21 protein-coding genes are annotated in these 25,551 nt (G+C 64.7%); 14 read left to right on the top strand and 7 right to left on the bottom strand.

All coding sequences use genetic code 11. The features are described from left to right. Positions 1 to 15 precede the first annotated feature (15 nt). The 3 genes from GGD40_RS19160 to GGD40_RS19150 all read left to right on the top strand — a co-directional run bounded on the left by GGD40_RS19160 (position 16) and on the right by GGD40_RS19150 (position 2,733). The gene (locus GGD40_RS19160; RefSeq protein ID WP_179744561.1) at positions 16 to 1,377 is read left to right on the top strand and encodes an O-acetylhomoserine aminocarboxypropyltransferase; all 1,362 of its coding nucleotides are present in this window, start codon (positions 16 to 18) and stop codon (positions 1,375 to 1,377) included. Further along, positions 1,374 to 2,207 (top strand): alpha/beta fold hydrolase, encoded by an 834-nt coding sequence (locus GGD40_RS19155; protein ID WP_179744560.1) that lies wholly within the window; start codon positions 1,374 to 1,376, stop codon positions 2,205 to 2,207. The genes GGD40_RS19160 and GGD40_RS19155 overlap by 4 nt, the downstream gene beginning before the upstream one ends. 205 nt (positions 2,208 to 2,412) lie before the next feature. Continuing rightward, the gene (locus tag GGD40_RS19150) at positions 2,413 to 2,733 is read left to right on the top strand and encodes an Mpo1-like protein (RefSeq protein ID WP_111935476.1); all 321 of its coding nucleotides are present in this window, start codon (positions 2,413 to 2,415) and stop codon (positions 2,731 to 2,733) included. Between the two features lie 68 nt (positions 2,734 to 2,801). On the opposite strand, the gene GGD40_RS19145 is transcribed toward GGD40_RS19150, so the two are convergent. After that, positions 2,802 to 4,118, bottom strand: coding sequence for a YihY family inner membrane protein (locus tag GGD40_RS19145; RefSeq protein WP_179703633.1), 1,317 nt, complete (start codon positions 4,116 to 4,118; stop codon positions 2,802 to 2,804). A gap of 178 nt (positions 4,119 to 4,296) precedes the next feature. On the opposite strand from GGD40_RS19145, the gene wrbA reads away from it, so the two are divergent. The 5 genes from wrbA (at position 4,297) to GGD40_RS19120 (ending at position 8,507) form a co-directional block, all read left to right on the top strand. Continuing rightward, positions 4,297 to 4,899 (top strand): NAD(P)H:quinone oxidoreductase, encoded by a 603-nt coding sequence (wrbA, locus tag GGD40_RS19140; RefSeq protein WP_179744559.1) that lies wholly within the window; start codon positions 4,297 to 4,299, stop codon positions 4,897 to 4,899. Positions 4,900 to 4,958: 59 nt separating this feature from the next. Then, positions 4,959 to 5,408, top strand: coding sequence for a DUF2069 domain-containing protein (locus GGD40_RS19135; RefSeq protein WP_179744976.1), 450 nt, complete (start codon positions 4,959 to 4,961; stop codon positions 5,406 to 5,408). A 61-nt stretch (positions 5,409 to 5,469) separates the two neighbouring features. Further along, positions 5,470 to 6,888 carry an FAD-binding oxidoreductase gene (locus GGD40_RS19130; protein ID WP_179703631.1) on the top strand — a complete coding sequence of 473 codons (1,419 nt, stop codon included), beginning with the start codon at positions 5,470 to 5,472 and terminating at the stop codon, positions 6,886 to 6,888. A gap of 51 nt (positions 6,889 to 6,939) precedes the next feature. Next, positions 6,940 to 7,746: a metallophosphoesterase gene (locus GGD40_RS19125; protein WP_179703630.1), complete on the top strand. Its 807-nt coding sequence runs from the start codon at positions 6,940 to 6,942 to the stop codon at positions 7,744 to 7,746. 32 nt (positions 7,747 to 7,778) lie between these two features. After that, the gene (locus tag GGD40_RS19120) at positions 7,779 to 8,507 is read left to right on the top strand and encodes an SOS response-associated peptidase (RefSeq protein ID WP_179744558.1); all 729 of its coding nucleotides are present in this window, start codon (positions 7,779 to 7,781) and stop codon (positions 8,505 to 8,507) included. Positions 8,508 to 8,558: 51 nt separating this feature from the next. Here the strand turns inward: GGD40_RS19120 and GGD40_RS19115 are convergent, their stop codons facing one another. Continuing rightward, complete coding sequence (locus GGD40_RS19115) at positions 8,559 to 8,717, bottom strand: hypothetical protein (protein WP_179703628.1); 159 nt, start codon at positions 8,715 to 8,717, stop codon at positions 8,559 to 8,561. Positions 8,718 to 8,870: 153 nt separating this feature from the next. Then, positions 8,871 to 9,812: a LysR family transcriptional regulator gene (locus tag GGD40_RS19110; RefSeq protein ID WP_179703627.1), complete on the bottom strand. Its 942-nt coding sequence runs from the start codon at positions 9,810 to 9,812 to the stop codon at positions 8,871 to 8,873. Positions 9,813 to 9,967: 155 nt separating this feature from the next. On the opposite strand from GGD40_RS19110, the gene GGD40_RS19105 reads away from it, so the two are divergent. From GGD40_RS19105 to GGD40_RS19090, 4 genes are read left to right on the top strand one after another with little or no spacing between them, the layout of a single operon-like run. Then, positions 9,968 to 11,536 carry an efflux transporter outer membrane subunit gene (locus tag GGD40_RS19105; protein WP_373565300.1) on the top strand — a complete coding sequence of 523 codons (1,569 nt, stop codon included), beginning with the start codon at positions 9,968 to 9,970 and terminating at the stop codon, positions 11,534 to 11,536. A gap of 11 nt (positions 11,537 to 11,547) precedes the next feature. Continuing rightward, a complete protein-coding gene (locus tag GGD40_RS19100; protein WP_179703626.1) occupies positions 11,548 to 13,782 on the top strand; it encodes an FUSC family protein in 2,235 nt (744 codons plus the stop codon). Then, positions 13,772 to 13,972 carry a DUF1656 domain-containing protein gene (locus GGD40_RS19095; protein WP_179703625.1) on the top strand — a complete coding sequence of 67 codons (201 nt, stop codon included), beginning with the start codon at positions 13,772 to 13,774 and terminating at the stop codon, positions 13,970 to 13,972. Before GGD40_RS19100 ends, GGD40_RS19095 begins: the two co-directional genes overlap by 11 nt. A gap of 13 nt (positions 13,973 to 13,985) precedes the next feature. Continuing rightward, a complete protein-coding gene (locus GGD40_RS19090; RefSeq protein ID WP_179703624.1) occupies positions 13,986 to 14,846 on the top strand; it encodes an efflux RND transporter periplasmic adaptor subunit in 861 nt (286 codons plus the stop codon). A gap of 98 nt (positions 14,847 to 14,944) precedes the next feature. Here GGD40_RS19090 and GGD40_RS19085 read toward each other — a convergent pair whose 3' ends face one another. Next, positions 14,945 to 16,219 (bottom strand): IS256 family transposase, encoded by a 1,275-nt coding sequence (locus GGD40_RS19085; protein WP_373565319.1) that lies wholly within the window; start codon positions 16,217 to 16,219, stop codon positions 14,945 to 14,947. Positions 16,220 to 16,305: 86 nt separating this feature from the next. Continuing rightward, the gene (locus GGD40_RS19080; protein ID WP_179744557.1) at positions 16,306 to 17,982 is read right to left on the bottom strand and encodes a methyl-accepting chemotaxis protein; all 1,677 of its coding nucleotides are present in this window, start codon (positions 17,980 to 17,982) and stop codon (positions 16,306 to 16,308) included. Positions 17,983 to 18,481: 499 nt separating this feature from the next. Here GGD40_RS19080 and GGD40_RS19075 point away from each other — a divergent pair, with 499 nt between their 5' ends. Both GGD40_RS19075 and GGD40_RS19070 read left to right on the top strand, forming a co-directional pair. Continuing rightward, positions 18,482 to 19,780 carry an MFS transporter gene (locus GGD40_RS19075; protein ID WP_218900933.1) on the top strand — a complete coding sequence of 433 codons (1,299 nt, stop codon included), beginning with the start codon at positions 18,482 to 18,484 and terminating at the stop codon, positions 19,778 to 19,780. A 210-nt stretch (positions 19,781 to 19,990) separates the two neighbouring features. Then, complete coding sequence (locus tag GGD40_RS19070; protein WP_179703622.1) at positions 19,991 to 21,895, top strand: propionate--CoA ligase; 1,905 nt, start codon at positions 19,991 to 19,993, stop codon at positions 21,893 to 21,895. A gap of 69 nt (positions 21,896 to 21,964) precedes the next feature. Here GGD40_RS19070 and GGD40_RS19065 read toward each other — a convergent pair whose 3' ends face one another. Together GGD40_RS19065 and GGD40_RS19060 are read right to left on the bottom strand one after the other, a co-directional pair. Then, on the bottom strand, positions 21,965 to 22,744 hold the full coding sequence (locus GGD40_RS19065) for a 5'-methylthioadenosine/adenosylhomocysteine nucleosidase (RefSeq protein WP_179744555.1): 780 nt from the start codon (positions 22,742 to 22,744) through the stop codon (positions 21,965 to 21,967). Further along, positions 22,741 to 25,095 carry a UvrD-helicase domain-containing protein gene (locus tag GGD40_RS19060; protein WP_179744554.1) on the bottom strand — a complete coding sequence of 785 codons (2,355 nt, stop codon included), beginning with the start codon at positions 25,093 to 25,095 and terminating at the stop codon, positions 22,741 to 22,743. Before GGD40_RS19060 ends, GGD40_RS19065 begins: the two co-directional genes overlap by 4 nt. Positions 25,096 to 25,551 lie beyond the last annotated feature (456 nt).

Below are 25,551 nucleotides of genomic sequence, written 5' to 3'. Positions count from 1 at the left end.
GCCTCGCCGCCCAGCATGTCCGCCAACCGTTTCGATACGCTTGCGCTGCACGCCGGCGCCGCGCCCGACCCGACCACCGGCGCGCGCGCCACGCCGATCTACCAGACTACCTCGTTTTCGTTCCGCGATTCCGACCACGCCGCGGCGCTCTTCAATATGGAGCGTGCGGGCCACGTCTATTCCCGCATCTCGAACCCGACCGTGGCCGTATTCGAAGAGCGCGTGGCCGCGCTCGAAAACGGCGCGGGCGCGATCGGCACGGCCAGCGGCCAGGCCGCCCTGCATCTGGCGATCGCCACGCTGATGGGCGCGGGCGCCCATATCGTCGCCTCCAGCGCGCTGTACGGCGGCTCGCACAACCTGCTGCATTACACGTTGCGGCGCTTCGGCATCGAGACGACCTTCGTCAAGCCCGGCGATACCGACGCGTGGCGCGCCGCGCTGCGCCCGAACACGCGCCTGCTGTTCGGCGAAACGCTCGGCAACCCGGGCCTCGACGTGCTCGACATTGCGGCCGTCGCGCAGATCGCGCACGAGCACCGCGTGCCGCTGCTGGTCGACTCGACCTTCACCACGCCGTATCTGCTCAGACCGTTCGAGCACGGCGCCGACTTCGCTTACCACTCGGCGACCAAGTTTCTGGGCGGCCACGGCACGACGATCGGCGGCGTGCTGGTGGATGGCGGCACCTTCGACTTCGAGGCCTCCGGACTTTTCCCCGAATTCACCGAGCCTTACGACGGCTTTCACGGCATGGTGTTCAGCGAGGAAAGCACGGTCGCGCCGTTCCTGCTGCGCGCACGCCGCGAAGGTCTGCGCGACTTCGGCGCATGCCTGCATCCACAGGCTGCGTGGCAGTTGCTGCAAGGCATCGAGACGCTGCCTTTGCGGATGGAGCGGCACATTGCCAATACGCGCCGGGCGGTCGACTTTCTCGTGTCTCACGCGGCGGTCGACGCGGTCGCCTACCCGGAGTTGCCGACGCATCCGGATCACGCGCTCGCCAAACGGCTGCTGCCGCGCGGCGCGGGTGCCGTGTTCAGCTTCGATTTGCGCGGTGGCCGCGCGGCCGGCAGCAGCTTTATCGAAGCGCTATCGCTGTTCTCGCACCTGGCGAACGTCGGCGACGCACGCTCGCTGGTGATCCATCCGGCATCGACGACGCACTTCCGCATGGACGCCGCCGCGCTCGCCGCGGCGGGCATCACGGAAGGCACGATCCGGCTGTCGATCGGCCTCGAAGATCCCGACGACCTGATCGACGACCTCAAGCGCGCGCTGAAGGCCGCGCAGAAAGCGAGCGGTTCGAGCGCGGCGCCAGGCGGCCGTGCCGCTGCGCCGAGCGCCGCCGACCAACCCCGCCCGGAGTCCGCATGATCCTCACCGTTCAAGGCCAACCCGCGTACGCGTACACCGGTGGCAAACCGTTCGACGCCGCTTTGCCGACCGCCGTGTTCATCCACGGTGCGGAACACGACCATAGCGTGTGGGCCCTGCAAAGCCGCTACTTCGCACACCACGGTTTCGGCGTGCTGGCGGTCGACCTGCCCGGCCACTGCCGCAGCAGCGGCCCCGCGCTCACCTCCGTGCCCGCCATGGCCGACTGGCTCGCCGCGCTGCTCGACGCCGCCGGCGTGCAACGCGCGTTCGTGGCCGGCCACAGCATGGGCTCGCTGATCGCGCTCGACTTCGCCGGCCGCTACCCGGAGCGCGCGACGCACCTCGCGCTGCTCGCCACGGCGATTCCGATGACCGTCTCCGACACCTTGCTCGACGCCGCGCTAAATCGCGAACCCGAAGCAATCGGCATGGTCAACGAATGGTCGCATTCCACGCTCGCCGCCAAACCCTCGTGCCCCGGCCCCGGCTTCTGGCTGTACGGCATGAACCAGCGGCTGATGGAGCGCGTGTCGGCACGTGGCGAAGCCCATCTGTTCCACACCGACTTCAGCGCCTGCAACAGCTACACGGATGGCCTCGCCCGTGCCGCCCAGGTGCGCTGCGCGGCCCGCGTGGTGGTCGGCCGGCGCGACGCAATGACGCCGCCGCGCGCAGCCAAAGCGCTTGCCGACGCGCTCGCGCAAGCGGGCGTAGCGGTCGACACCGTCACGCTGGAGGCCGGCCACGCCTTGATGACCGAGCAACCCGACGCCACGCTCGACGCCCTCTTCAGCTTCGCATCCCGACCGCCTCGCGACGCTCGATAGTCGCGGCGAAAACCATCACGATAAGCGCGCCGGAAGCGGCGCGCCATTGGCCGAATGGCCAGGTTGCGCGCATGAGTCGAATGGCCGCACAATGGGTCACGCCTGCCCTGTTTCGACGGCGCGCCGGGCATGCCGACGGCGCGCAACGAAGCATCCTGGAAGCGACAGGCACGGAGTCGAGAAACATAGAAATCCGGAGGCCGTGATGGCTCAAACCGCCCACACCGATCACTTCGCGAGTTTCGCGGAGTTTTATCCGTACTATCTGAGCGAGCATCGCAATACGGTCTCGCGGCGGCTGCATTTCGTGGGGTCGCTCGGCGTCATCGGCTGTCTCGCGATGGCGCTCGCCACCGGCGGCTGGCTATGGCTGCCGGCCGCGGTGATCTGCGGATATGGCTTTGCGTGGGTCGGCCATTTCTTCTTCGAGAAGAACCGGCCGGCTACTTTCCGGCACCCGGTCTATAGCCTGATGGGCGATTGGGTGATGTTCAAGGACATCTGCGTCGGCAAGATTTCGCTGTAGCGATTGAAATAGGCACCTTGCCACCGTGCTTCGTCATGCCGCGGGGAAACGCGCTGCGCTAAGGCGCGTCAAGCCGCCTGATGCGGCATCGACGCCGCGTTTTCTCCGCCGTCTTCGGCACGCTGCGCGCGAGCGGCCGCGCGTGCCGTCAACAAAGCGGCGAGCGTCACCTTCTTCAGCTTGTCGTTATCCAGCGCGGACAGCAGCGTGTCGCCATCCACCCGTGTAGCGTCGAGTTCGAGTTGATACTCCAGCTCCGCGCGGTCGATCACGAACAGGTCGAACAAGCGCTCCACCGTGATCTGCGCCGGGTTGGCGAGCAGCAGGAAGTGCGGACGCATGCCGTCCTCCTGCAAGCGCGCGATCCACTCGATTTCCTCCAGCTTTTGCAGCAGGTTGATCGTGGTGTCCATATCGCGGCGAAGCATCCGCGAGAGCTCGGGCACCGTGTAACCGCGCTTGCCCGCGTCGCGTGCTTCCGAAAGCCGCGCGAGTAGTTCGAGCGAGTCGAACAGGTCGCTGCCCTCGAACGTAGGCCGATGAAACTGCCCGATGCGGATCGCCGGTAACGCAGACGCGATCATGGCGCCGGCCAGCGTGATGAACCAGCACAGGTACATCCAGAGCAGGAACAACGGCACGGCTGCGAAGGCGCCGTACACGGCGGTGTAGGTCGGAATCCGGCGCACGTAATAGCCGAAGCCGCGCTTGGAGAGTTCAAACGCAATCGCCGCGGTCACGCCGCCGATCACCGCGTCGCGCCACTCCACCCGGCAGTTCGGCAAATAGACGTAGAGAATCGTGAAGGCCAGCGCCGTGAGCGGCAGCGCGGCGCCCGCGAGCGCCCATTCGATCAGCGGCGTGATGCGCTGGGCCGCCGTGAACGTCATGGATTGCGTGAACAGGTACGAGGAAATCGACAGGCTCACGCCGATCAGCAACGGGCCGAGCGTGATGATTGCCCAATAGACCAGAATGCGCTGCGCGATGGGTCGCGCCTTGCGCACGCGCCAGATCACGTTGAACGCGGATTCGACCGTCATCATGGTCATCACGGCCGTGAGGAACAGCAGGATCATGCCGATCGTGGTGAGCCCCTTGGCCTTCGAAGCGAACTGGTTCAGATACTTGAAAATCTGACTGTTCAGTTGCGCGGGCATCAGGTGGTCGGCGAGGAAAAACTGCAGCGACTCCTGGAACGAACTGAAGATCGGGAACGCGGTGAACAGCGCGAACGCGACCGTGGCGAGCGGCACGAGCGCGAGCATGGTGGTGAACGTGAGACTGCCGGCCACCTGCGGAATGCGGTCTTCGCTGCTGCGCTGCGCGGCAAATTGCGCGAGCCTTTTGAGCGTGTCGAGATCGAAACGCACCCTGGACAACAAACCCACCTCCTTGCTTCGTGAACCCGTGTTTCTGGCCCGTGCTTAGGGACCAGGCTTAGGGACCGAGGCAGGACGGGATCAGCACCTGGCCAGACCATTCCCGGCACCTGGCCGAACGGCTATGAGTGGCCTCTGCAGCGGACCCAACCCCTATAATACCCGTTCACCGATGAGGCCTATGAAAGACATTCTCGTGCTCTATTACAGCCGTCACGGCGCCACGCGCGAGCTCGCGCTGGCGATCGCGCACGGCGTCGACAGCGTTCCCGGCATGCAGGCGCGCGTGCGCACGGTGCCGGCGGTTTCCGCCGTCTGCGAAGCGACGCAGCCGGATATTCCCGCCGAAGGTCCGCCCTACGTCGAGTTGCGCGACCTCGAAGAATGCGCCGGTCTGGCGCTCGGTTCACCCACCCGGTTCGGCAACATGGCCGCCGCGCTCAAATACTTTCTCGACGGCACCACGCCGCAGTGGCTCGCGGGCGCGTTGTCGGGCAAACCGGGCTGTGTGTTCACGTCCACGGGCAGCCTGCACGGCGGTCAGGAATCCACGCTGCTGTCCATGATGCTGCCGCTGCTGCATCACGGCATGCTGATCGTCGGCATTCCGTACACGGAGAGCGTGCTGTCCACTACGCAGACCGGCGGCACGCCGTACGGCGCGTCGCATTTCGCCCGCGCGGGCACGGCGGAACAAGGCATCTCCGCCGACGAAAGAACCCTCGCCATCGCACTCGGCGCACGCGTCGCGCGCGCGGCGGCTTCCCTGAGCGACAGGCCGTGAACGAGCCGAATGCCCAGGCGGCCGGCACGTCGACCGTAGACGAGGCGAGCGGCGCATCCATGCCCGCATCCTCTGCGGCAAGCTCGCTGCCCGTGCCGCAAAAAACCGCTGCCGCCTATGGCGCCACGGCGGCCTTGATCGCGCTGATCGCGCTGTCCGTCGCGTGGGAATGGTGGCTCGCGCCGCTGCGCCCCGGCGGCTCGGCGATGGTGTTGAAGGCGGTGCCGCTGCTGCTCGCGTTGCCCGGCGTCTGGCGGCGCCGGCTTTACACGCTGCAATGGGCGTCGATGCTGATCCTGCTGTATTTTGCGGAAGGTATTGTTCGCGGCTGGAGCGACCGTGGTTTGAGCGCGCGCCTGGGCTGGCTCGAAGTCGCACTCGCCGCGGTGTTTTTTGTCTGCACACTGGCCTATGTCGCGCCGTTCAAACGCGCAGCGAAACGGGCTGGGAAACAAGCCGTGAAGCAGGCGAAAGAACAGGCCAAAAATCAGCCAGGCACCAACGCCTGACAAAGAAAGAAAGCGCCCGCCGTCACCCATCTCCGCGCCCCGAACCCGCTGACCGACCAACATGACCCAAACCGCTTTCCTCGCCGCCTGCCGTGACGCCATCGGCGCAACCCATGTCCTGACCGACACGCACGACACCGCCCCGTACCTCACCGACTGGCGCCGTCGCTACACCGGCACGGCCTGTGCGGTGCTCTGCCCGGCCACCGCGAATGAGGCCGCCGCGCTCGTCAAACTCGCCGTCGAGCATCGCATTGCGTTGGTGCCGCAGGGCGGCAACACCGGCCTCGCCGGCGGCGCCACGCCGGACGCGAGCGGCGCGCAGGCGGTTATCAGCTTGCGGCGGTTGAATCGCATCCGCGACATCGATCCGCACAACAACACGATCACCGTCGAAGCCGGCGTGATCCTCGCCGAGGTGCAGAAGCACGCCGAAGAAGCCGGCCGCCTGTTCCCGTTGAGCCTCGCGGCCGAAGGCAGTTGCACGATCGGCGGCAATCTCGCCACCAACGCGGGCGGCACCGGCGTGCTGCGCTATGGCAACACGCGCGAACTGTGCCTCGGCCTCGAAGTGGTCACGCCGCAAGGCGAACTGTGGGACGGCCTGCGCGGACTGCGCAAGGACAACACCGGCTACGATCTGCGCGATCTGTTCATCGGCGCCGAAGGCACGCTCGGCATCATCACCGCCGCCGTGCTCAAGCTGCATCCGCGGCCGGCCGCGCGGGTCACGGCGCTGGCCGCGCTCGCGTCGCCGCATGCGGCGCTCGATTTCCTGTCCCTTACGCAACGCATCGCCGGGCCTCTGCTGACCGGTTTCGAACTGATGTCGGATTTCTGCCTGCGTCTGGTCGGACGGCATTTCGAGCAGATGCGCTATCCGTTCGCCGACACGCACGCGCAAGTCGTGCTGCTGGAACTGTCGGACAGCGAAAGCGAAGAACATGCACGCGCGCTGTTCGAGCGTCTGATGGAAACCGCGCTCGAAGAAGGCCTGGTGCAGGACGCCGTGGTCGCGGAAAACCTCGCGCAATCGCGGGCGTTCTGGAATCTGCGCGAACACATTCCGCTCGCCCAGGCCGAGGAAGGTCTGAACATCAAGCACGACATCGCGGTGCCGATTTCGCGCATCGGCCATTTCATCGAGGAAACCGATGCGGCGATCGCGCAGGCGGTGCCCGGCGTGCGCATGGTGACCTTCGGCCATCTCGGCGACGGTAATCTGCACTACAACGTGCAGGCGCCCGAGGGTGTCGACGCGAAGGTGTTTCTCAAGCAGTACCAGAGCCCGATCAACCAGATCGTCTACGACAGCGTGCACCGGCACCGTGGCAGCATCAGCGCGGAACACGGGCTCGGCCAGTTGAAGATCGACGAAGCGATGCACTACAAACAGGACGTCGAAGTGCAATTGATGCGCGCTGTAAAACGTGCGCTCGATCCGCTGAATCTGATGAACCCGGGCAAGGTGCTACGCTAACGTCTCAGGCCGCCACCCTCCCCGGCGGCGCCGTTTGCAGGAGTCGTGGCCGTGAAGATTCGAGTGCTGTCCGATCTGCATCTGGAGAACGACGAACCCGAGCTGATTCCGCATGCTCAGGCCGACCTGATCGTGCTGGCGGGCGACATCCACAATCACGCGGCCGGCCCGCGCTGGGCCGCGCAAACTTTCGACGGCGCCGTGCCGGTGATCTACGTGCCCGGCAATCACGAGTACTACGACGGCGAATTCGGCGCGCTCGACGCCGCGCTATACGACGCGGCCGCGCAGGTCGACAACGTGCATGTGCTGAACAACGCCACGCTGGTCGACCCGCAGGGTCAATGGCGCGTGCTCGGCACCACCTTATGGACCGACTTCGCGCTGTATGGCGCGGACCCCGCCACACTGGCCGATTCGATCGATGCCGCGCGCCGCACCATGCTCGACTTTCGCGGCCCGATCCAGACGAACTGGCCGCACGACACGCACGACGCCCCGCGCGACTTCACGCCCCGCGATTCGCTGGCGTTGCACCAGCAGGCACGCAGTTGGCTCGAAAGCGAGCTGGCCAAACCGTTCGACGGCAAGACGATCGTCGTCACGCATCACGCGCCGCATCGGCTGAGTCTCGCCGAGCGGTATGCCCAAGACCGCGTGTCGGCGGGCTTCGTCAGTCATTTGCCGGAACTGGTGCGCGCGCCGGTCGCGCTATGGATTCATGGCCACACGCATACGCCGTTCGACTACACCGTGAACGGCACGCGCGTGGTCTGCAACCCGCGCGGCTACCTCGACCGGCGCACCGGACAGTGGGAAAATCCGGCGTTCAGGTGGAATAAGGTTGTCGAGATCTAGTCCGTCAAGCCGGTCGTCTCCGGAGGTCGCTCATGTGTGGTCGAATCAGCCAGTACCGCGATCCGCGCCTTTACACGCAGCATCTGGGTCTCGCCGATCCGCTGATGCTGTTCGATGCCGCCGACCGTCGCCCCGGCTATAACCTCGCGCCGGGCACGCATCCGCTCGCGATTTTTGCCGATCAAACGCTGCGCCCGGTCCACTGGGGCTATTGCCCGGATTGGGCGCGCGAGCAGCATCTGCCGCAGACGATCAACGCGCGTGCGGACGCCGCGCCGACCGCGCGCTATTTCAAAGATCTGTGGAAAACCGGCCGGGTATTGGTGCCGGCAGACGGCTGGTTCGAGTGGCGCAAAGCAGCCGCACCCTCGACAGAAAGCGCCGAAAGCGCGCCCGACATGGCACAGACCGACGCGACGCCGCGCCAACCCTACTTTGTGCATCTGAAAAGCGCCGCGCCGATGTATCTGGCGGCGCTATCGAGCGTACGCGGCACGGAGCCGCAAACGGAGGGCATGGGTCTGGTGATCGTGACGGCGAACGCCGACGCAGGTCTGGTCGACGTGTACGACCGCCGCCCGCTGGTGTTCGGGCCGGACGCGGCGCGCCGCTGGCTGGCCCCGGATTTACCGGCCGATGAACTGGAGCAACTGGCGCGCACGGGCGGCCTGGCCGCCGGGCGGTTTCGCTGGCATCGCGTAAGTCACGACGTGGACCGCACGCTCAACGACGAGCCGGGTTTGATCGAAGCGCTGGATTGAAAAGCTGAAAGACTCAATGCGCGGGCACAGTGCAAAAGCCGCCCGCGAATTTCACCGATCGAGCCGCTGCGCCCGCAAATCCGCGCGTTCGACCTTGATCGGCGCCAATTGCGGCTGCTGCTCACGCAGCCGGCGCAGCAGATCACGCGATGCGGCGATCCCGATCAGTCCAAACATGACGGCCACGCCGATCATCAGATGCGTATCCATGAATCCCTCGTCCTTCGATTAGTGCGATTTGCCGAACAGCAGCGAAATTGAACGCGTCCGGCTGAAGCGGCAGCGCATGAACGACACGTTAGCAAATCGACCGCACGGCAGAAGTAAGGAAATGTTGCGGCGCGGCAGCTATGTAACAGCCGCTCACGCACGCGCAAACTGCCGCAACTCTTCCTGATCCGCGGCCAGCGTGGCGGGCAGCTCGTCGCGCAAAAATTCGACCCAGGTGCGGATTTTCGCGTCCAGATACTGGCGCGACGGATACAACGCGTACAGCGTCATTTCCTGCGACGTGTATTCAGGCAACAGCCAGACGAGATTGCCGCTACGCAAACCGCTGATCGCCGAGTAGATCGGAATCAGCCCGACCCCCATGCCCCGGCTCACCGCGACCGCCATGGCTTCGGCCACGTTCACCTGAAACCGGGACGAGCCCAGCGCGACCGTTTCCTCGCCGTTCGGACCATCGAAGGTCCATTTGTCCGTAGGAAACACCGGCGTCACCATTTGCATGCAGGTGTGGTGCGCGAGATCGGCGGGCGTCTGCGGCACGCCGTGCCGCTCCAGATAAGCCGGCGACGCGCACACAATGCTGAACGCGCCGCCCAGCCGTTGCGACACCAGCCCCGAATCCGGCAAGCCGGTGGTGGCGAGCGTCAGCGACACGTCGAAGCCTTCGTCGAGCAGATCGGGCATGCGCTGCGCGAGCGTCAGCTCGATCTGCACCTCCGGATAGCGCTCCTGATAAAGGCCGACGGCGGGCACCACATAGTGCTGCCCGAAGCTCGTCATGGCATGCACCTTGAGTTTGCCGGCAGGCCGCGCGTGCGCGTCGCCCGCCTCGGCTTCCGCCTGATCCACGTAGGCGAGGATCTGTTCGCAGCGTTGCAGGTAGCGCTCACCGGCTTCCGTCAGCGCAATGCGGCGCGTGGTGCGGTTCAACAGACGCGTGCGCAGATGCGCTTCCAGATCGGACACCGCGCGCGACGCGTAGGCCGTCGTCGTGTTCAGGTGCTGCGCGGCGCCTGTAAAGCTGCCCGCTTCGACCACCCGGACAAATACGCGCATGTTTTGAAGCGTATCCATAACCTTCCTCTTTTATCGGAAGCGATTGTTACATGATTCGCAAAGGCGATTGTCTCAGATCCCGTAAAAATGCCTTGCATCTTTACAGGTTATTCCCCAATCAATCAAAAAATATAATGACGCACATGCTTCTATAGTCAATTTTGGAGGAAATCGTGCAGTCTCCGGTACAAAAAGGGATCGCCGCAGCCGCGGTTCTTACGATCCTATTAACAATCGCCGGCTGTGCAAGTACCGGAGGCATCGCTCCGCAAGCGAACAGCGTGACGCCCTCCTCGCTCGACGTGGGCAACGCGATCCGCGCCGCCGATGCGGACGCCCAGTGGCCCGCCGCCGACTGGTGGCGCGCCTATAACGATCCGCAACTCAACGAATGGATCGCCGCCGCCCAGGCCGGCAATCCGAGTCTCGCGGCCGCCCAGGCGCGCGTACGCGAGGCCATGTCGATGGCGGGCGTCGCGCGCTCGGCGCTGGCGCCGCAAGTCAACGGCAGCCTGTCGGTGCAGCGTCAGAAGTGGGCCGACAACGTGTACTACGGCCCGGGTCCGCTCGCGGGCGAGCAATCGTGGAACAACACTGGCACGCTGGGCCTGTCGTATCACCTCGATCTCTGGGGCAAGGACCGCAACGCCGCCGAACGCGCGCTCGACGCCGCCCACGCCAGCGCCGCGGATGCCCGCGCCGCCCAGCTCGAACTGGAAGGCAACGTGGTGCGCACGTACATCGAGATGTCGATGAACTACGCGTTGCTCGACATCGCCAAGGCGACCCTGAAGCAGCAGCAGCAGATCGTCGATCTCGCCAACCGCCGGCTGAAGGGTGGCATCGGCACGCAGCTCGACGTGAGCCAGGCCGAAACGCCGCTGCCGGAATACGACCGCCAGATCGACGCGCTCGACGAGCAGATCGCGCTCGGCCGCAACCAGTTGGCCGCGCTGGCCGGCAAAGGTCCGGGCGCGGGCGATGCGATCCAGCGTCCGACGCTGTCGCTGGATACCGCGCCGGCCAGCCTGCCCAGCAGCTTGCCCGCCGATCTGATCGGCCATCGGCCAGACGTGGTCGCGGCGCGCTGGACCGTGGCAGCGCAGGCGCGCGGCATCGACGTCGCCAAGGCCGACTTCTATCCGGACATCAACCTGCTCGCATCGATCGGCGGTTATGCGGCGATGGGGCCGCTGTTCCAGTTCCTGAAGAACCCGTCGCATAGCTGGAGCGCGGGGCCGGCGCTGTCGTTGCCGATTCTCGACGGCGGCCGGTTGCGCTCGCAACTCGGCGCGGCGTCGGCGGGTTACGACGAAGCGGTCGATCGCTATAACCAGTCGATCGTGGGCGCGTTGAAGGACGTGTCCGATCAGGTGATCCGGATCCGCTCGCTCGCCACGCAGGCGGGTGATGCGGACCGCTCGGTCGCCGCCGCCCGCAAGAACTACGATCTGTCGCGCGAAGGTTATCGGCGCGGCCTGACCGATTATCTGAACGTGCTGGTCGCGCAGAACCAGTTGCTGCGCGCACAGGAAGGCGTCGCGAAGATTCAGGCCGAGCGGCTGGGTGCGCATGCGTCGCTGGTTACGGCCTTGGGCGGCGGGCTCGACGAGCCGGCTAACGGTCCGCAGGCGAATGAGACGCTGCCGGCGCATGGCAAGGGCAGCAGTGGCAAAGGCAACGCAGCGGGCGATCCTGCCGCGAGCGCCGCGGGTAATACCACCGCGCCCGCGGTCGAGTGAGGAAACCGGCCATGTCAGCCTCCCCATCCTCTACCTCGCGACCGACGTCGCTTGCCACGCTCTACGCGGCCGCCGTCGACTGGGCGCGCAACGACGGCCTCACCTGGATCTATCTGTTCAAGGCGCTCGCCGCCTGCTTCCTCGCGCTCGGCATCGCGATGAAACTCGATCTGCCGCAGCCGCGCACCGCGATGACCACCGTGTTCATCGTCATGCAGCCGCAAAGCGGCATGGTGTTCGCGAAGAGCTTCTACCGGATCTGCGGCACCCTCGTCGGTCTCGTCGTGATGCTTGCGTTGATCGGCCTGTTCGCGCAGCAGCCCGAACTGTTCATCGCCAGCACCGCGATCTGGGTCGGCATCTGCACCGCCGGCGCCGCGCGTAACCGCAACTTCAAGTCGTACGGTTTCGTGCTGGCCGGCTACACCGCCGCGCTGATCGGCATTCCCGCTTCGCAGCATCCGGACGGCGCGTTTCTCAGCGCGCTGACGCGGGTCGCAGAAGTGGTGCTCGGGATCGTCTGCGCGGGTGCGGTCAGCGGCCTGGTGTTTCCACAGTTCGCCGGCTTGCAGATGCGCGGCACCGTGCGGGCGCGCTTTTCGTCGTTCGTCGAGTATGTGTCCGCGTCGCTCGCGGGCCGTAACGACCGCGCGCAGATCGAAGCGACCAATGCGCGCTTCGTCGCCGATATCGTCGGATTCGAAGCGGCGCGCAGCGTGGCCGTGTTCGAAGGGCCCGATTCGCGGATGCGCGGCGGCCGTCTCGCGCGGTTGAACAGCGAGTTCATGACCGCGTCGACGCGCTTTCACGCGCTGCATCAGTTGATGAACCGACTGCGCGAAACCGGCCCGAGCCAGGACATGCACGGCGCGGCGATTGCGGTCGACGCGCTCGAACCGTACTTCAAGGAAATTGCCCCGCTGCTCGCGAAATCCGGCGAACCCGTGCTGAGCGCCGCCGATGCCGCCCACGCCGCCGCGCAACTCGACGCCTACAAGGCCGAATTGCCGAAGCGTGTACGCGCGACGCGCTGCGCGCTCGAAGCGCACCCCGACGCGCCGTTGCTCGACTTCGACACCGGCGCCGAACTGCTGTACCGCTTTGTCGACGATCTGCATGCGTACGCCGCCACTTACGCATCGCTCGCCGTCGACACGCACGAGCGCGAGCGCTGGATCGAGCGTTACGAGCCGAAGACCAACGCGATCGCGGCAGGCGTCGCGGGCGTGCGGGCCGCTCTCGTGATGATGGTACTCGGCGCGTTCTGGATCGCGACCGCGTGGCCGAGCGGTTCGACCTTGACACTGGATGCCGCCGCCGTCTGCGCGCTCGCATCGGCGTCGCCGAACCCGAAGCGCACTGCGTTCCAGATGGCCGGCGGCACGCTGGTCGCCTCCGTCATGGGGATGATCGCGGTGTACGGGGTGTATCCGCATATCGACGGTTTTCCGCTGCTGTGCGCCGCGCTCACGCCGTTCCTGCTGCTCGGCGTGTTCATGACGACGCGGCCCGCGCTGGCCGGTTACGGCATCGGCTACTGCATCTTCTTCTGCTTTCTGGCCGGCCCGGACAACGTGATCCATTACGACCCGAGCGGCACGATCAACGACGCGATTGCGCTGGTGCTGTCGATGCTGGTGGTATCGATTGCGTTCGCGGTGCTGCTGCCGCCGTCGACGCCGTGGCTGCGCAATCGTCTGCTGATGGACCTGCGCCGTCAGGTGTCGCTGGCGAGCAGCGCGGGCATGCGGCGGGTACGTTCGCGCTTCGAGAGCGGCGCGCGCGATCTGATGTTCCAGATCAACGCGCTCGCGCAGAACGAGCCCGAACTCAAGCGCGACACGTTGCGCTGGCTGTTCGCGGTGCTCGAAGTGGGCAACGCGATGATCGATCTGCGCCGCGAAGTGGCGACGCTGCCCGCCGACGCACGCTACGCGAAGTCGATGCCGTGGCGCGTCACGTTACGGGCGATGCGCGATGCGCTGACCGCGCTGTTCGAGCGTCCGCGCGAAGACCGCTTCGACCGTGCGCTCGCCGCGACCACCGACGCGATCGCCGCGCTTCAGCAGATGCTGGCCACTTTCGCGCCGCCGCGTGAGGAGCGTCATCAACTGCAACGCATTCTGAGTCAGTTGCATTTCATCCGTACCGCACTGCTCGATCCGCAATCGCCGCTTGAACCGTTGATGAGCGGACGCGCCCGCGCCGACGGTGCATCAGAGAAAGGAGTTCGTCATGCCACGTGAGATCGCCGTATTCGACGCCTACGTGCCGGCCATCGTGCTGCTGTTTATCGCGGGCGCCGCGCTTACCTGGGTGCTGGACCGCGTGATCGCCTATACGGGCGTGTATCGCGTGGTGTGGCATCCGTCCTTGTTCCGGGCCAGCTTGCTCGTGTGTGTGTGCGGCGTGCTGAGTCTCGCCGTTTATCGTTGATCAGAGTCGAATCATGACCATCCGAAATCTTGTGGGCTTCGTCGCGACAGCCGTTATTTTTATCGTCGCGATTTTGATTGGGCGCGTGTTGTGGGTTCATTACATGGATGAACCGTGGACACGTGATGGGCGCGTGCGCGCTGAGATTGTCAATGTCGCGCCGGATGTTTCGGGTGCGGTTGTCGACCTGCCGGTGAAGGATAACCAGCTGGTTAAAAAGGGCGATCTGTTGATGCAGGTCGATCCGTCGCACTATGAGATCGCGGTTGAGCAGGCGCAAGCTGCGGTCGCGGCGCGCAAGGCCGAATTACAGATGAAACGCGATGATGCGCAGCGGCGTGCCGACATGGATGCTTTGGTGGTGTCGAAGGAGAGTCGCGAGAATGCTACTCATACGGCTTCTGCTGCTGAGGCTTCTTACCAGCAGGCGCTGGCTGCGCTCGATGCCGCCAAGTTGAATCTGGCGCGGACACGGGTTGTTTCGCCTGTTGATGGGTATGTGACTAATCTGAATGTCTATCGTGGGGATTATGCGACGGCTGGGGCCGCTAAGCTGGCCATTGTCGATAGTCACTCGTTCTGGGTTTATGGGTACTTCGAGGAGACCAAGCTTCCTCATGTGCGAGTTGGCGATAAAGCCGAGGTTCGGTTGATGAGTGGGGGGACCCTGCAGGGGCATGTCGAGAGTATTTCTCGTGGCATCTACGATCGGGATAATCCTGAAAGTCGTGAACTTCTTGCTGATGTGAATCCTACGTTTAACTGGGTTAGGTTGGCGCAGCGGGTGCCCGTGCGGGTCAGTATTGATTCGGTTCCCGATGGGGTTGTTTTGGCTGCTGGGATTACTTGTACTGTTGTTGTTACGCCGGGGTGAGGTTTGGGTTGGGGCTTGCGCGGTGGGGTGGGTGCAGGCAGCACACCCGAATTGCCGAACCTGTCCGCATTTTTGTGTGCGAGGCGGTTTAAAGATTTCTAGCCACGTGCGAGCGTGAAGCGCTCGCCAAACAGGATAGCAAACTGGTTCATCGCCGCTTTCCAGTCGAATGCCGCTCTCACGGACTTTGCCAGCACGTTGCGTAGCGCCAGCCACAGCAGCTTGATGGCGGCCTCGTCGTTGGGGAAGTGTCCGCGGGTCTTGATGATCTTGCGCAGTTGCATGTTCAGACTCTCTATGGCGTTTGTTGTGTAAACGACCCGGCGTATCTCCGGGGGAAACACGAAGAACGGCGTGACGTGTTCCCAGGCACGCTGCCAGGATTGCACGATGGTCGGATACTTCGTTCCCCAGGGTCCTTCAGTGAAGTCCTGCAAGGCCTGCTGTGCAGCCTGTTCGCTCGCGGCTGCATAGATCGGTCGCAGCGCCGTGGCGACCGCCTTGCGGTCCTTGTGGCTGGCGTACTCCAGACTGTTTCGGATCAGATGCACGATGCAGGTCTGCACCGCTGTGCGGGGGTACGCCGTCCCGATCGCCTCGGCCAGTCCTTTCAGACCGTCCACCACCGCGATCAGGATGTCCTGGCAACCGCGGGTCTTGAGGTCATTGAACACCTTGAGCCAGAACTTCGCGCCCTCGGTCTGTTCAATCCACAGGCCGAGTACGTCGCGCTGGCCGTCGGCCTGGATACCCAGCGCCAGATAGACGGCCTTGTTGCTCACCACGCCGTCGCCACGGATCTTCACGCGTAGCGCGTCGAAGAACACCACCGGGTACATCGGCTCGAGCGGGCGGTTTTGCCAGGCCAGCGTTTCAGCCATCACTTCGTCAGTGACTGAGCTGATGAAGTCGGGTGAGACCTCGGTGCCATAGCTTTCAGCCAGAAACGCCTGAATCTCGCGCACGCTCATGCCGCGGGCGTACATGGCGATGATGCGCTCATCGAAGCCCGTGAAACGGCGCTCGTGTTTGGGAATCAGGATCGGCGCGAAACTGCCCTCACGATCGCGCGGCAGATCGAGCCTGACGGGGCCGCGCTCGGTGATGATCGTCTTGCCGCTGGCGCCGTTGCGTTCGTTGGCCTGGCCGTCGGGCTTGGGCTGGCCCGGCGGGTAGCCCAGATGCATGTTCATCTCGGCGCCCATCGCGCGCTCGATGATGGCCTTGTTGAACGCCAGCATCAGGTCCTGGACCTGGACAGGCGTCATCGGACCCTTCACCAGTTCATCAAGCAGACCTTCAGGCAGCTCAGGCAGCGGCCCTCGGGCCGCTGCCTGGGAGGCGACGGTACGTTTCTTTTTCATGATCGGCATATCCATGATTTTCATCCTTCATGATATGCCTCGCCCACAAAATCACGGATAGGTCCGAATTGCCGAGCAGGCCAAACCCCCTCAACTCACAACCTAAACTTCCCAACCATACCCTTCAACCCCCTCGCCTGATCATCAAGAGACCGGGCAGCGGCGGTAGCCTGCTCAACGAGAGCCGCATTCTGCTGCGTCCCAGAATCCATCTGCGTGACCGCGAGGTTGATCTCTTCAATCCCAGCACTCTGCTCAGAAGAAGCAGCAGAAATCTCCCCCATGATATCGGTCACTCGCTTAACGGCCTTAACGACCTCATCCATAGTCTGCCCAGCATCCTGAGCCAAAGTCGACCCATTCCCGACCCGCTCGACGGAGGTGCTAATCAACCCCTTAATCTCCTTAGCCGCAGCAGCACTCCGCTGCGCCAGATTCCGCACCTCAGCAGCAACCACCGAAAACCCACGCCCCTCCTCCCCAGCCCGCGCAGCCTCAACCGCCGCATTCAACGCCAGAATATTGGTCTGAAACGCGATCCCTTCGATCACCCCAATAATGTCGCCGATACTGCGCGCACTATCGTTGATCTCATTCATCGTCGCGACCACGCGACTCACCACCGCGCCACCCTTCTCAGCAATATCCGACGCGTTATGCGCCAGCGTGCTCGCCTGCTTCGCGTTATCGGCGTTCTGCCGCACCGTCGACGTCAACTGCTCCATGCTGCTCGCGGTCCGCTCGAGCGCCATCGCCTGCTGCTCGGTGCGCTGCGACAGATCCAGATTGCCCATCGCAATTTCACCCGACGCCGTCGCAATCGCATCCGCGCTCGACGCAATGTCGGCCACCGTCGTCGCCAGCCCGCTTTGCATGTCGTGCAGCGCGAACAGCATGCTCGACTTGTCCTTGCGCCCCAACGCGATCTCGTTCGACAGATCGCCCGCCGCGATCCGGCTGGCAATCTCCTTCGCGTACCCCGGCTCGCCACCGAGCTGGCCGGCCAGACGCCGCACCACCCATTCGCTGATGCCGAACGCGAGCACGATCAGCCCGATCGTCATCACCGCGATCATCACGAACGACGAGTGGTAAATGAAGCCCGACGCATCGATCGTCGCCTTCGCGGCGGTGCCGCGCTGCACGACGAGTTCGTCGACCATCTTTTCGAGCTTGTCGGTTTCGACCAGCAGCGACACGTCCTGCGTGCCGACCTGCCAGTTCATCTGCGACAGATCGAGCGGCTGCGCTTTCACGAGCGTCACGAAGTCGCGCAGGTGCCCGCTCCAGACCGTGACGGCGGCGGCGAATTTCTTCTGCTGATCGACCGCCTTGGCGTCCGACGTGTCGACGTACTGCTGCAGCGTGACGAGCTGCGCGGCCAGGCCGTTCAACCCTTTGTCGATGTCGCCGCCGAGGTCGTCGCGTTCCTTCGCGGTGGTCGCGGTCAGCAGCATTTTTTGCGCGCGGCTCGCGCGCAGCATATGGCCGCGCGCCTCTTCGGCCGCGCGGCTGGCAACGTGCCCCTGATCGTAGATGGATTGCGCGGAAGCGTTCAGACGGCTGATCTGCGTCAGCGAAAACACGCCGATCAACAGCGTGCCGATCAGTAGCACCGCGAAGGCGAGACGCAACATCACCTTCACGGACAAACCCTTGAGCTTCACGGCCCGCGAGCGGCTGCTCCGGCCACGCGGCGGCAACTTGCCCGTCGAATCCCCCTCTGGAACAAAACCCACACCTGCCTGGCTGCCCAGCGACACTGCTTTCATATTCCCCGTCCCCACATGTAGAGCTGCCGGAAAGGTCAGTCCCGGCATTGCTGCCTATCTCTCCGGGTCTACGGCAAGAACGTCTGCGATCTTTAGCGTCGCTCGCGAAATGCCGACCGCGTATTGCCCGGTCCTCGACGCATCGCCTTGTAAGCTTCGCGCCCGCGACCGTTTTATACATGGCCAAAAATCCCCGAGCCGGATTTATCCGACGAGTCGCCAGCCACCCGTGGTAAGGGCAACACAACGGTCTTAAGCACCGCGACGGTGCAGGCGACTCCTGCTTTTGTCTCGTCGCGATAGGGCCTGCACCGGCAAATCATGTCCGATTCGCGACAAAACTTGTCCTTACATTTCGCTCAAGCCACATTAAACTGCGACAAATAGCTGATTACGCCGGTTGCCGCGTCGAAATGCCGCAGCAGTCCACGCCCAGCGGCAAGGCACGCCGGCAGCATCGAATCCTTTCCCGTCATCTTCCTTTTCTCTCATCTATCGCATGGAAACGAGCCTCGATAAAAGCGCCCTCGCTGGCGCGTCGGCCGGAGCCGGAAACGGCACTGTGTCCGCCAACTCCGCTGCCCATCCCGGAGCCAACCCCGCCACGGCGCAACCGGCCGCCACGGTCCAGCGCACGGTGTATTCCGTGCTCGGCGCGATCAGCTTTTCGCACCTGCTCAACGACATGATCCAGTCGTTGATTCTGGCGATCTACCCGATGCTGAAGGACAACTTCGCGCTGTCGTTCGGTCAGATCGGGCTGATCACGCTGACCTATCAGATCACCGCGTCGCTGCTGCAGCCGTTTATCGGCATCTATACCGACAAGCATCCGAAGCCGTATTCGCTGCCGGTCGGCATGGGCTTCACGCTCGCGGGCCTGCTGCTGATGTCGGTCGCGCCGAGCTTCGGCGTGCTGCTGGTCGCGGCGGCGCTGGTCGGCTGCGGGTCGTCGGTGTTTCACCCGGAGTCGTCGCGGGTCGCTCGCATGGCGTCGGGCGGACGGCACGGTCTCGCGCAGTCGCTGTTCCAGGTAGGCGGCAACGCGGGCTCGTCGCTCGGGCCGCTGCTCGCCGCGCTGATCGTGATTCCGCACGGCCAGCGCAGCATTGCGTGGTTCTCGGTGGCGGCGCTGGTCGCGATCGTCGTGCTGACACAGATCGGCCGCTGGTACAAACGGCATCCGTCGATCAAGAAGGCGCGCAGCTCGGCGCCGCACGCCACGCTGTCGCGCAACAAGGTCATGTTCGCGATGGGCGTGCTGATGCTGCTGGTGTTCTCGAAGTACTTCTACCTCGCCAGCCTCAACAGCTACTTCACCTTCTATCTGATCGACAAGTTCCATCTGCCGGTACAGGCCGCGCAGATCCATCTGTTCGTGTTCCTCGCCGCGGTGGCCGCGGGCACGGTGATCGGCGGTCCGATCGGCGACCGGATCGGCCGCAAGTACGTGATCTGGGTATCGATCCTCGGCGTCGCGCCGTTCACGTTGCTGCTGCCGTATGCGAACCTGTTCTGGACCAGCGTGCTGACGGTGATCATCGGCGTGGTGCTGGCCTCGGCGTTCTCGGCGATCATCGTCTACGCGCAGGAGCTGATTCCCGGCAAGGTGGGCATGGTCGCGGGGTTGTTCTTCGGCTTCGCGTTCGGCATGGGCGGCGTCGGCGCTGCCGTGCTCGGGCAATTGGCGGACGCCACCAGCATTGCGTATGTGTACAAGGTCTGTTCGTTCCTGCCGCTGATCGGCGTGCTGACGGTGTTTCTGCCGGATGTCGAAGGCAAGCGCGCGAAGGCGTGACCGGCTGGGTCGAAAGTGGGTTTCAGAGAAAGGCGCTGCGGCGCCTTTTTTTGTGGGTCGGTCGCTCATGGACAACCCGCGTTGTCCGCAACGTCGCGCGTGTTCTATCCTTTGCGGGACCACGCCCTGCTCCCGCGCCGCGCAAGCCGGCCGCCCGCTCCGCTATCCCGTTCACTCAGGTTCACTCACGCAGCAGAAGGATTGCCGTCGATGACCAGCTACCGCGACTTCCACCGCCGTTCGATCGAGAACCCCGAAGCCTTCTGGCGCGACGAAGCGCAACGGATTCATTGGGAGACGCCGTTCGACACGGTGCTCGACCGCTCGAACCCGCCGTTCGCGCGCTGGTTCAGCGGCGGGCGCACGAACCTGTGCCATAACGCGGTGGATCGTCATCTGGCCGCGCGCGCACAGCAGAATGCGCTGGTCTATGTGTCGACGGAAACCGGTATCGAGCGGCGCTACACGTACGCCGAGCTCTACGCGGAAATCAACCGGATGGCGGCGGTCATGCGCTCGCTCGGCGTGAAGCGCGGCGACGTGGTGCTGCTCTATCTGCCGATGATCCCCGAGGCGTTGTTCGCGATGCTTGCGTGCGCGCGGCTCGGCGCGATTCATTCGGTCGTGTTCGGCGGCTTCGCGGCGCCGAACCTCGCGGCCCGCATCGACGACGCTAAACCGGTGCTGATCGTGACCGCCGACGCCGGCGCGCGCGGCGGCAAGGTGATCGACTACACGCCGCTGATGGACGAAGCGCTCGCGCGCGCGGCCCACAAGACGCCGCACGTGTTGCTGATCGACCGGCAACTCGCGCCAGAGCGGCTGAACGCCAGCTACCTGGTCAGCTACGAACCACTGCGCGCACAGTTCTACGACGCCCATGTGCCGTGCGAATGGCTCGAATCGAACGAGCCTTCTTATGTGCTGTACACGTCGGGCACGACCGGCAAGCCGAAGGGCGTGCAGCGCGACGTCGGGGGTTATGCGGTGGCGCTGGCGGCGTCGATGGAACACATCTTTCAGGGCAAGCCCGGCGACACGATGTTTACCGCGTCGGACGTGGGCTGGGTGGTCGGCCATAGCTACATCATTTACGCGCCACTGATCGCCGGCCTGACTACCGTGATGTACGAAGGCACGCCGATCCGGCCGGATGGCGGCATCTGGTGGCGCCTCGTCGAGCAGCACAAGATCAATCTGATGTTCACCGCGCCGACCGCGTTGCGCGTGCTGAAAAAGCAGGATCCGGCGCTGCTGAAGCAGGCGGATCTGTCGAGCCTGCGCACACTGTTTCTGGCCGGCGAACCGCTCGACGAACCCACCGCCGCATGGATTACCAAGGCGCTCGGCAAACCGGTGATCGACAACTACTGGCAGACCGAAACCGGCTGGCCGATGCTGGCGATTCCGCGCGGCGTCGAAGCGCTGCCCACCAAGCTCGGCTCGCCGGGCGTGCCGTCGGCGGGGTTCAATCTGAGCTTGCGCAACGAGTCGACCGGCGAGCCCTGCCCGCCTGGAGAAAAAGGCGTGCTGACGCTGGCTTATCCGTTGCCGCCGGGTTGCATGTCGACGGTTTGGGGCGATGACAAACGCTTTGTCAGCACCTATTGGTCGAGTATTCCGAACCAGCAGCTCTATTCAACCTTCGACTGGGGCATTCAGGACGAAGACGGTTACGTGACGATCCTCGGCCGGACCGACGACGTGATCAACGTCGCGGGCCATCGGCTCGGCACGCGTGAAATCGAGGAGGCGTTGTCGAGCCACGCGGCCGTGGCGGAAGTCGCGGTGGTCGGCGTGACGGATGCGCTAAAGGGGCAAGCGGCAATGGCCTTCGTGGTGCTGCGCGACGCCGGCGCTTACGCGGACGCGAAAAAACGCAAGAAGCTCGAAGCCGACCTCACGGCGACGGTCGACCGTCAACTCGGCGCGATTGCGCGGCCGGCGCGCGTGGTGGTGGTGTCGATGCTGCCGAAGACGCGCTCCGGCAAGCTGCTGCGCCGCGCGATCGCGGCGCTCGCGGAGGGGCGTGAGCCGGGCGATTTGCCGACCATTGAAGATCCGGCGGCGTTGCAGCAGGTGCGCGAGGCGTTGGGCGAGACGGGGAAGGATTAGCGTGCGCTGTGACAAAAAACGCCGGCATTCAGCCGGCGTTGTTGTCATTCACTCCGCGACGCGGGTCAGTCAGTGCGCCGCGCTCCGCGCTTCTAAAAACCGCGTCAGGATCGCGTTCGAATACGTGCCGGCGATCTCCGTCAGAAACGATACGAACGACTCCGGCGCGTGATCGTCGGCGGTGTCCGAGATCGTGCGCACCACGGCGCACGGCACGCCGTATTCGTGGCAAACCTGCGCGATTGCCGCGCCTTCCATTTCGACCGCAAGCGCGTCCGGCAATGCGTCGCGCAACGCTTTGACGCCTGCCGCGCTGGCCACGAACTGATCGCCGCTGATAATCAGGCCGCGATGCACGCGCGGCGCCTGAGTCCCAAACCGCGCCGCCGACGCTGCGCCCTCTTCAGCGACGAAGCGTTCGCAAGCCGCCGCGAGCTGATCGGCCAGCGCCGCATCCGCCGCGAAACGCGACACGCCCAGCAACGGCACTTCGAAGCGCGGAAACAGCGGCGATGCGTCGAGGTCATGCTGCAGCAGCGCATTGGCCACGACGATATCGCCGACCCGCACGTCCGCGCCCACGCCACCGGCGACGCCGGTGAACACGACCGCCTCGACGTCGAACGCGTGAATCAGGGCACTGACCGTGGCCGACGCCGCCACCTTGCCGACCCGCGCCAGCGTCACGACGCAAGGCGCGCCGTGAAAGGTGCCGAGGTGATAATCGCGCTGACCGTGCGTGATCGTGCGCACGCCGGACTCGACGCGCATCGCGTCGATCAGATCGCCGAGTTCCTGCGGCAGCGCCGCCAGAATACCGAACGGACGATGTGAGGGCGCGGCGCTCATTCGACCGCCTGCAATTTGGCGACCGCAAGCGCCAGCCACTTCTCGCCGTGCCGCTTGAATTTGACCTGCGCCTTGGCGTCGACGCCGCCGCCTTCGAGCGCGGTGATCGTGCCTTCGCCGAACTTGGTGTGGAACACCTGCTGCCCGACGCGGAAGCCCGTCTCCGCCGCCCGCTGTTCATTCGCGAATGCCGGCAACGGCGCCGGCGTCGACGACGCGGGCCCCGTATAACCCGGCCGCGCGAACCAGTCGCGCCCGTACCCGGCGTTGTCCGAACGGCCACCGCCCCAGCGCGCGCCCGCCTCGATCTTCGGCGTGAGCCACTTGAGGGTTTCCTGCGGCAGTTCGTCGAAGAAGCGCGAGCGGATGTTGTAGCGCGTCTGGCCATGCAGCATGCGGCTTTGCGCGAACGACAGATACAGACGCTCCTTCGCGCGCGTGATCGCCACGTACATGAGGCGCCGCTCTTCCTCGAGACCGTCTGACTCCATCGCGCTGTTCTCGTGCGGGAACAAACCCTCTTCGAGACCGGTGATGAACACCGCCGTGAACTCCAGCCCCTTGGCCGCGTGCACTGTCATCAGTTGCACGGCTTCCTGGCCGGCTTGCGCCTGGTTGTCGCCCGCTTCGAGCGATGCGTGCGACAGGAAGCCGGCGAGCGGCGTCATCGTGTCCGGGTTTTGCGCCGGGTCGGCGATGCCGGGTGCATCGAACACAACGGTATTCGGGTCGTCGGTGGCGACCGCCAGCTCAGGCGCGGCGCTCGCGCCCGGGCGCAGCGGAATGGAACGCGCCGGCGTGTCCATGCCGTAGCCTTCTTCGCTGACGAACGCCGCCGCCGCGTTGACCAGTTCCTGCAAGTTCTCCAGCCGGTCCTGGCCTTCGCGTTCATTCTGATAGAACTCGGACAGCCCGCTTGTGCCTACCACGTACTCGACGGTTTCCGGCAGGCTCATCTGCTGCGTTTCCGCGCGCATCTTGCCGACCAGGTTCGCGAAAGCGGAGAGACTCGACCCCGCCTTGCCCGCCACGTACGGAATCGCCGCGGCCATCGAGCAGTTGTACAGACGCGCCGCGTCCGCGAGTTGTTCGATCGACCGCGCGCCGATACCGCGCGTCGGGAAATTGACGACGCGCACGAACGCGGTGTCGTCGTTCGGATTGTCGATCAGGCGCAGATAGGCGAGCGCGTGCTTGACTTCCTGGCGCTCGAAAAAGCGCAAGCCGCCATACACGCGATACGCGATGCCCGCGTTGACCAGCGTGTGTTCGATCGTGCGCGACTGCGCGTTGCTGCGATACAGGATCGCGATTTCGCTGCGCGACGTGCCGGTGCTGATTAGCGCCTTGATTTCCTCGACGATCCAGCCGGCTTCCTGCGAATCGGTGGCGGATTCGTACACGCGCACCGGTTCGCCGTGACCCGCGTCGGTGCGCAGGTTTTTGCCCAGGCGCCGCGAGTTGTTGGCGATCAGTTGATTGGCGGCGTCGAGAATATGACCGTGCGAGCGGTAGTTCTGCTCCAGCTTGATCAGATGACGGACGTTGAACTCGTGTTCGAAGTCGCGCATGTTGCCGACGTTCGCGCCGCGGAACGCATAGATCGACTGGTCGTCGTCGCCGACCGCGAAAATCGAATTGGTCTGGCCGGCCAGCATCTTGAGCCACGCGTACTGCAGCTTGTTGGTGTCCTGGAACTCGTCGACGAGGATATGACGAAAGCGCGCCTGATAGTGGGCGCGCAGCGGCGGATTGTGCGCGAGCAGCTCGAAGCAGCGCAGCAGCAGTTCCGGGAAATCGACCACGCCTTCGCGCTGGCACTGCTGGTCGTAGGCTCCGTAGAGTTCGACGAATTTGAGGTTGAAGTTGTCGGTCGCGTCGACGTCTTTCGGGCGCAGGCCTTGTTCTTTCGCGTTGTTGATGAAGTACTGGAGGTTTTTGGCCGGGTACTTTTCATCGTCGATATTTAGGCCCTTCATCAGACGCTTGATCGCGGACAGTTGGTCAGCGGTATCGAGGATCTGGAACGTGGCGGGCAGGCCTGCGTCGCGATGGTGCGCGCGGAGCATGCGATTGCAGAGGCCGTGGAAGGTGCCGATCCACATGCCGCGCGTGTCGATCGGCAGCAGCCCCTGGAGACGCGACATCATTTCGCGGGCGGCTTTGTTGGTGAAGGTCACCGCGAGGACGGTGGCGGGCGACGCCAGCCCGTGCTGGATCAGCCACGCGATGCGGGTGATGAGCACGCGGGTCTTGCCGCTGCCCGCGCCGGCGAGGATGAGCGCCGGCTCGTTGGGGAGCGTGACGGCGGCGTGTTGTTCGGGGTTCAGGTTGGCGAGCAGATCGGGCATTTTTCTCGGGAGGGCGGCAGTTCGGGGGACATTATATGCCCCGGCGGGGGCTTGGCTTTTTTGGTTTTTCTGACTTTGGGGTGGGCTGCGGGGCGCTTGGGTTGCGTGCCTGCTGCGTTGGCCTTTCCTTGTGATCACAGTGGTCTATTAGCGTTGCCCCTGTGCGGGGCGGCACCTACTTTTCTTTGCCTGCCGCAAAGCAAAGTAGGCAAAAGAAAGCGGCTCACACCGCTAACCATTAAGCGGGTCCCCCGCGCAGCCACGGTAGTGGTGCATCTGGAATCCGTGTTCCCGCACACTACGCGCTCGTGACAAGGCCATCATTCCTCCCGCCTCGCGCTACGCGCTCGCCGGAACGGTTCGCCTCGAACCCGTGGTTTTTCTGCGCGCGGGGGGAGCCGTCGGCTTCGCCTCGGCGAAGCGCCGAAGTGCTCCGGGATCTCACAATGGGTTGGG

The sequence above is a fragment of the Paraburkholderia bryophila genome (assembly GCF_013409255.1).
Classification (GTDB): domain Bacteria; phylum Pseudomonadota; class Gammaproteobacteria; order Burkholderiales; family Burkholderiaceae; genus Paraburkholderia.
The sequence above is the reverse complement of the archived record's forward strand: the minus strand, read 5'-3'. Positions and strand labels throughout refer to the sequence as shown.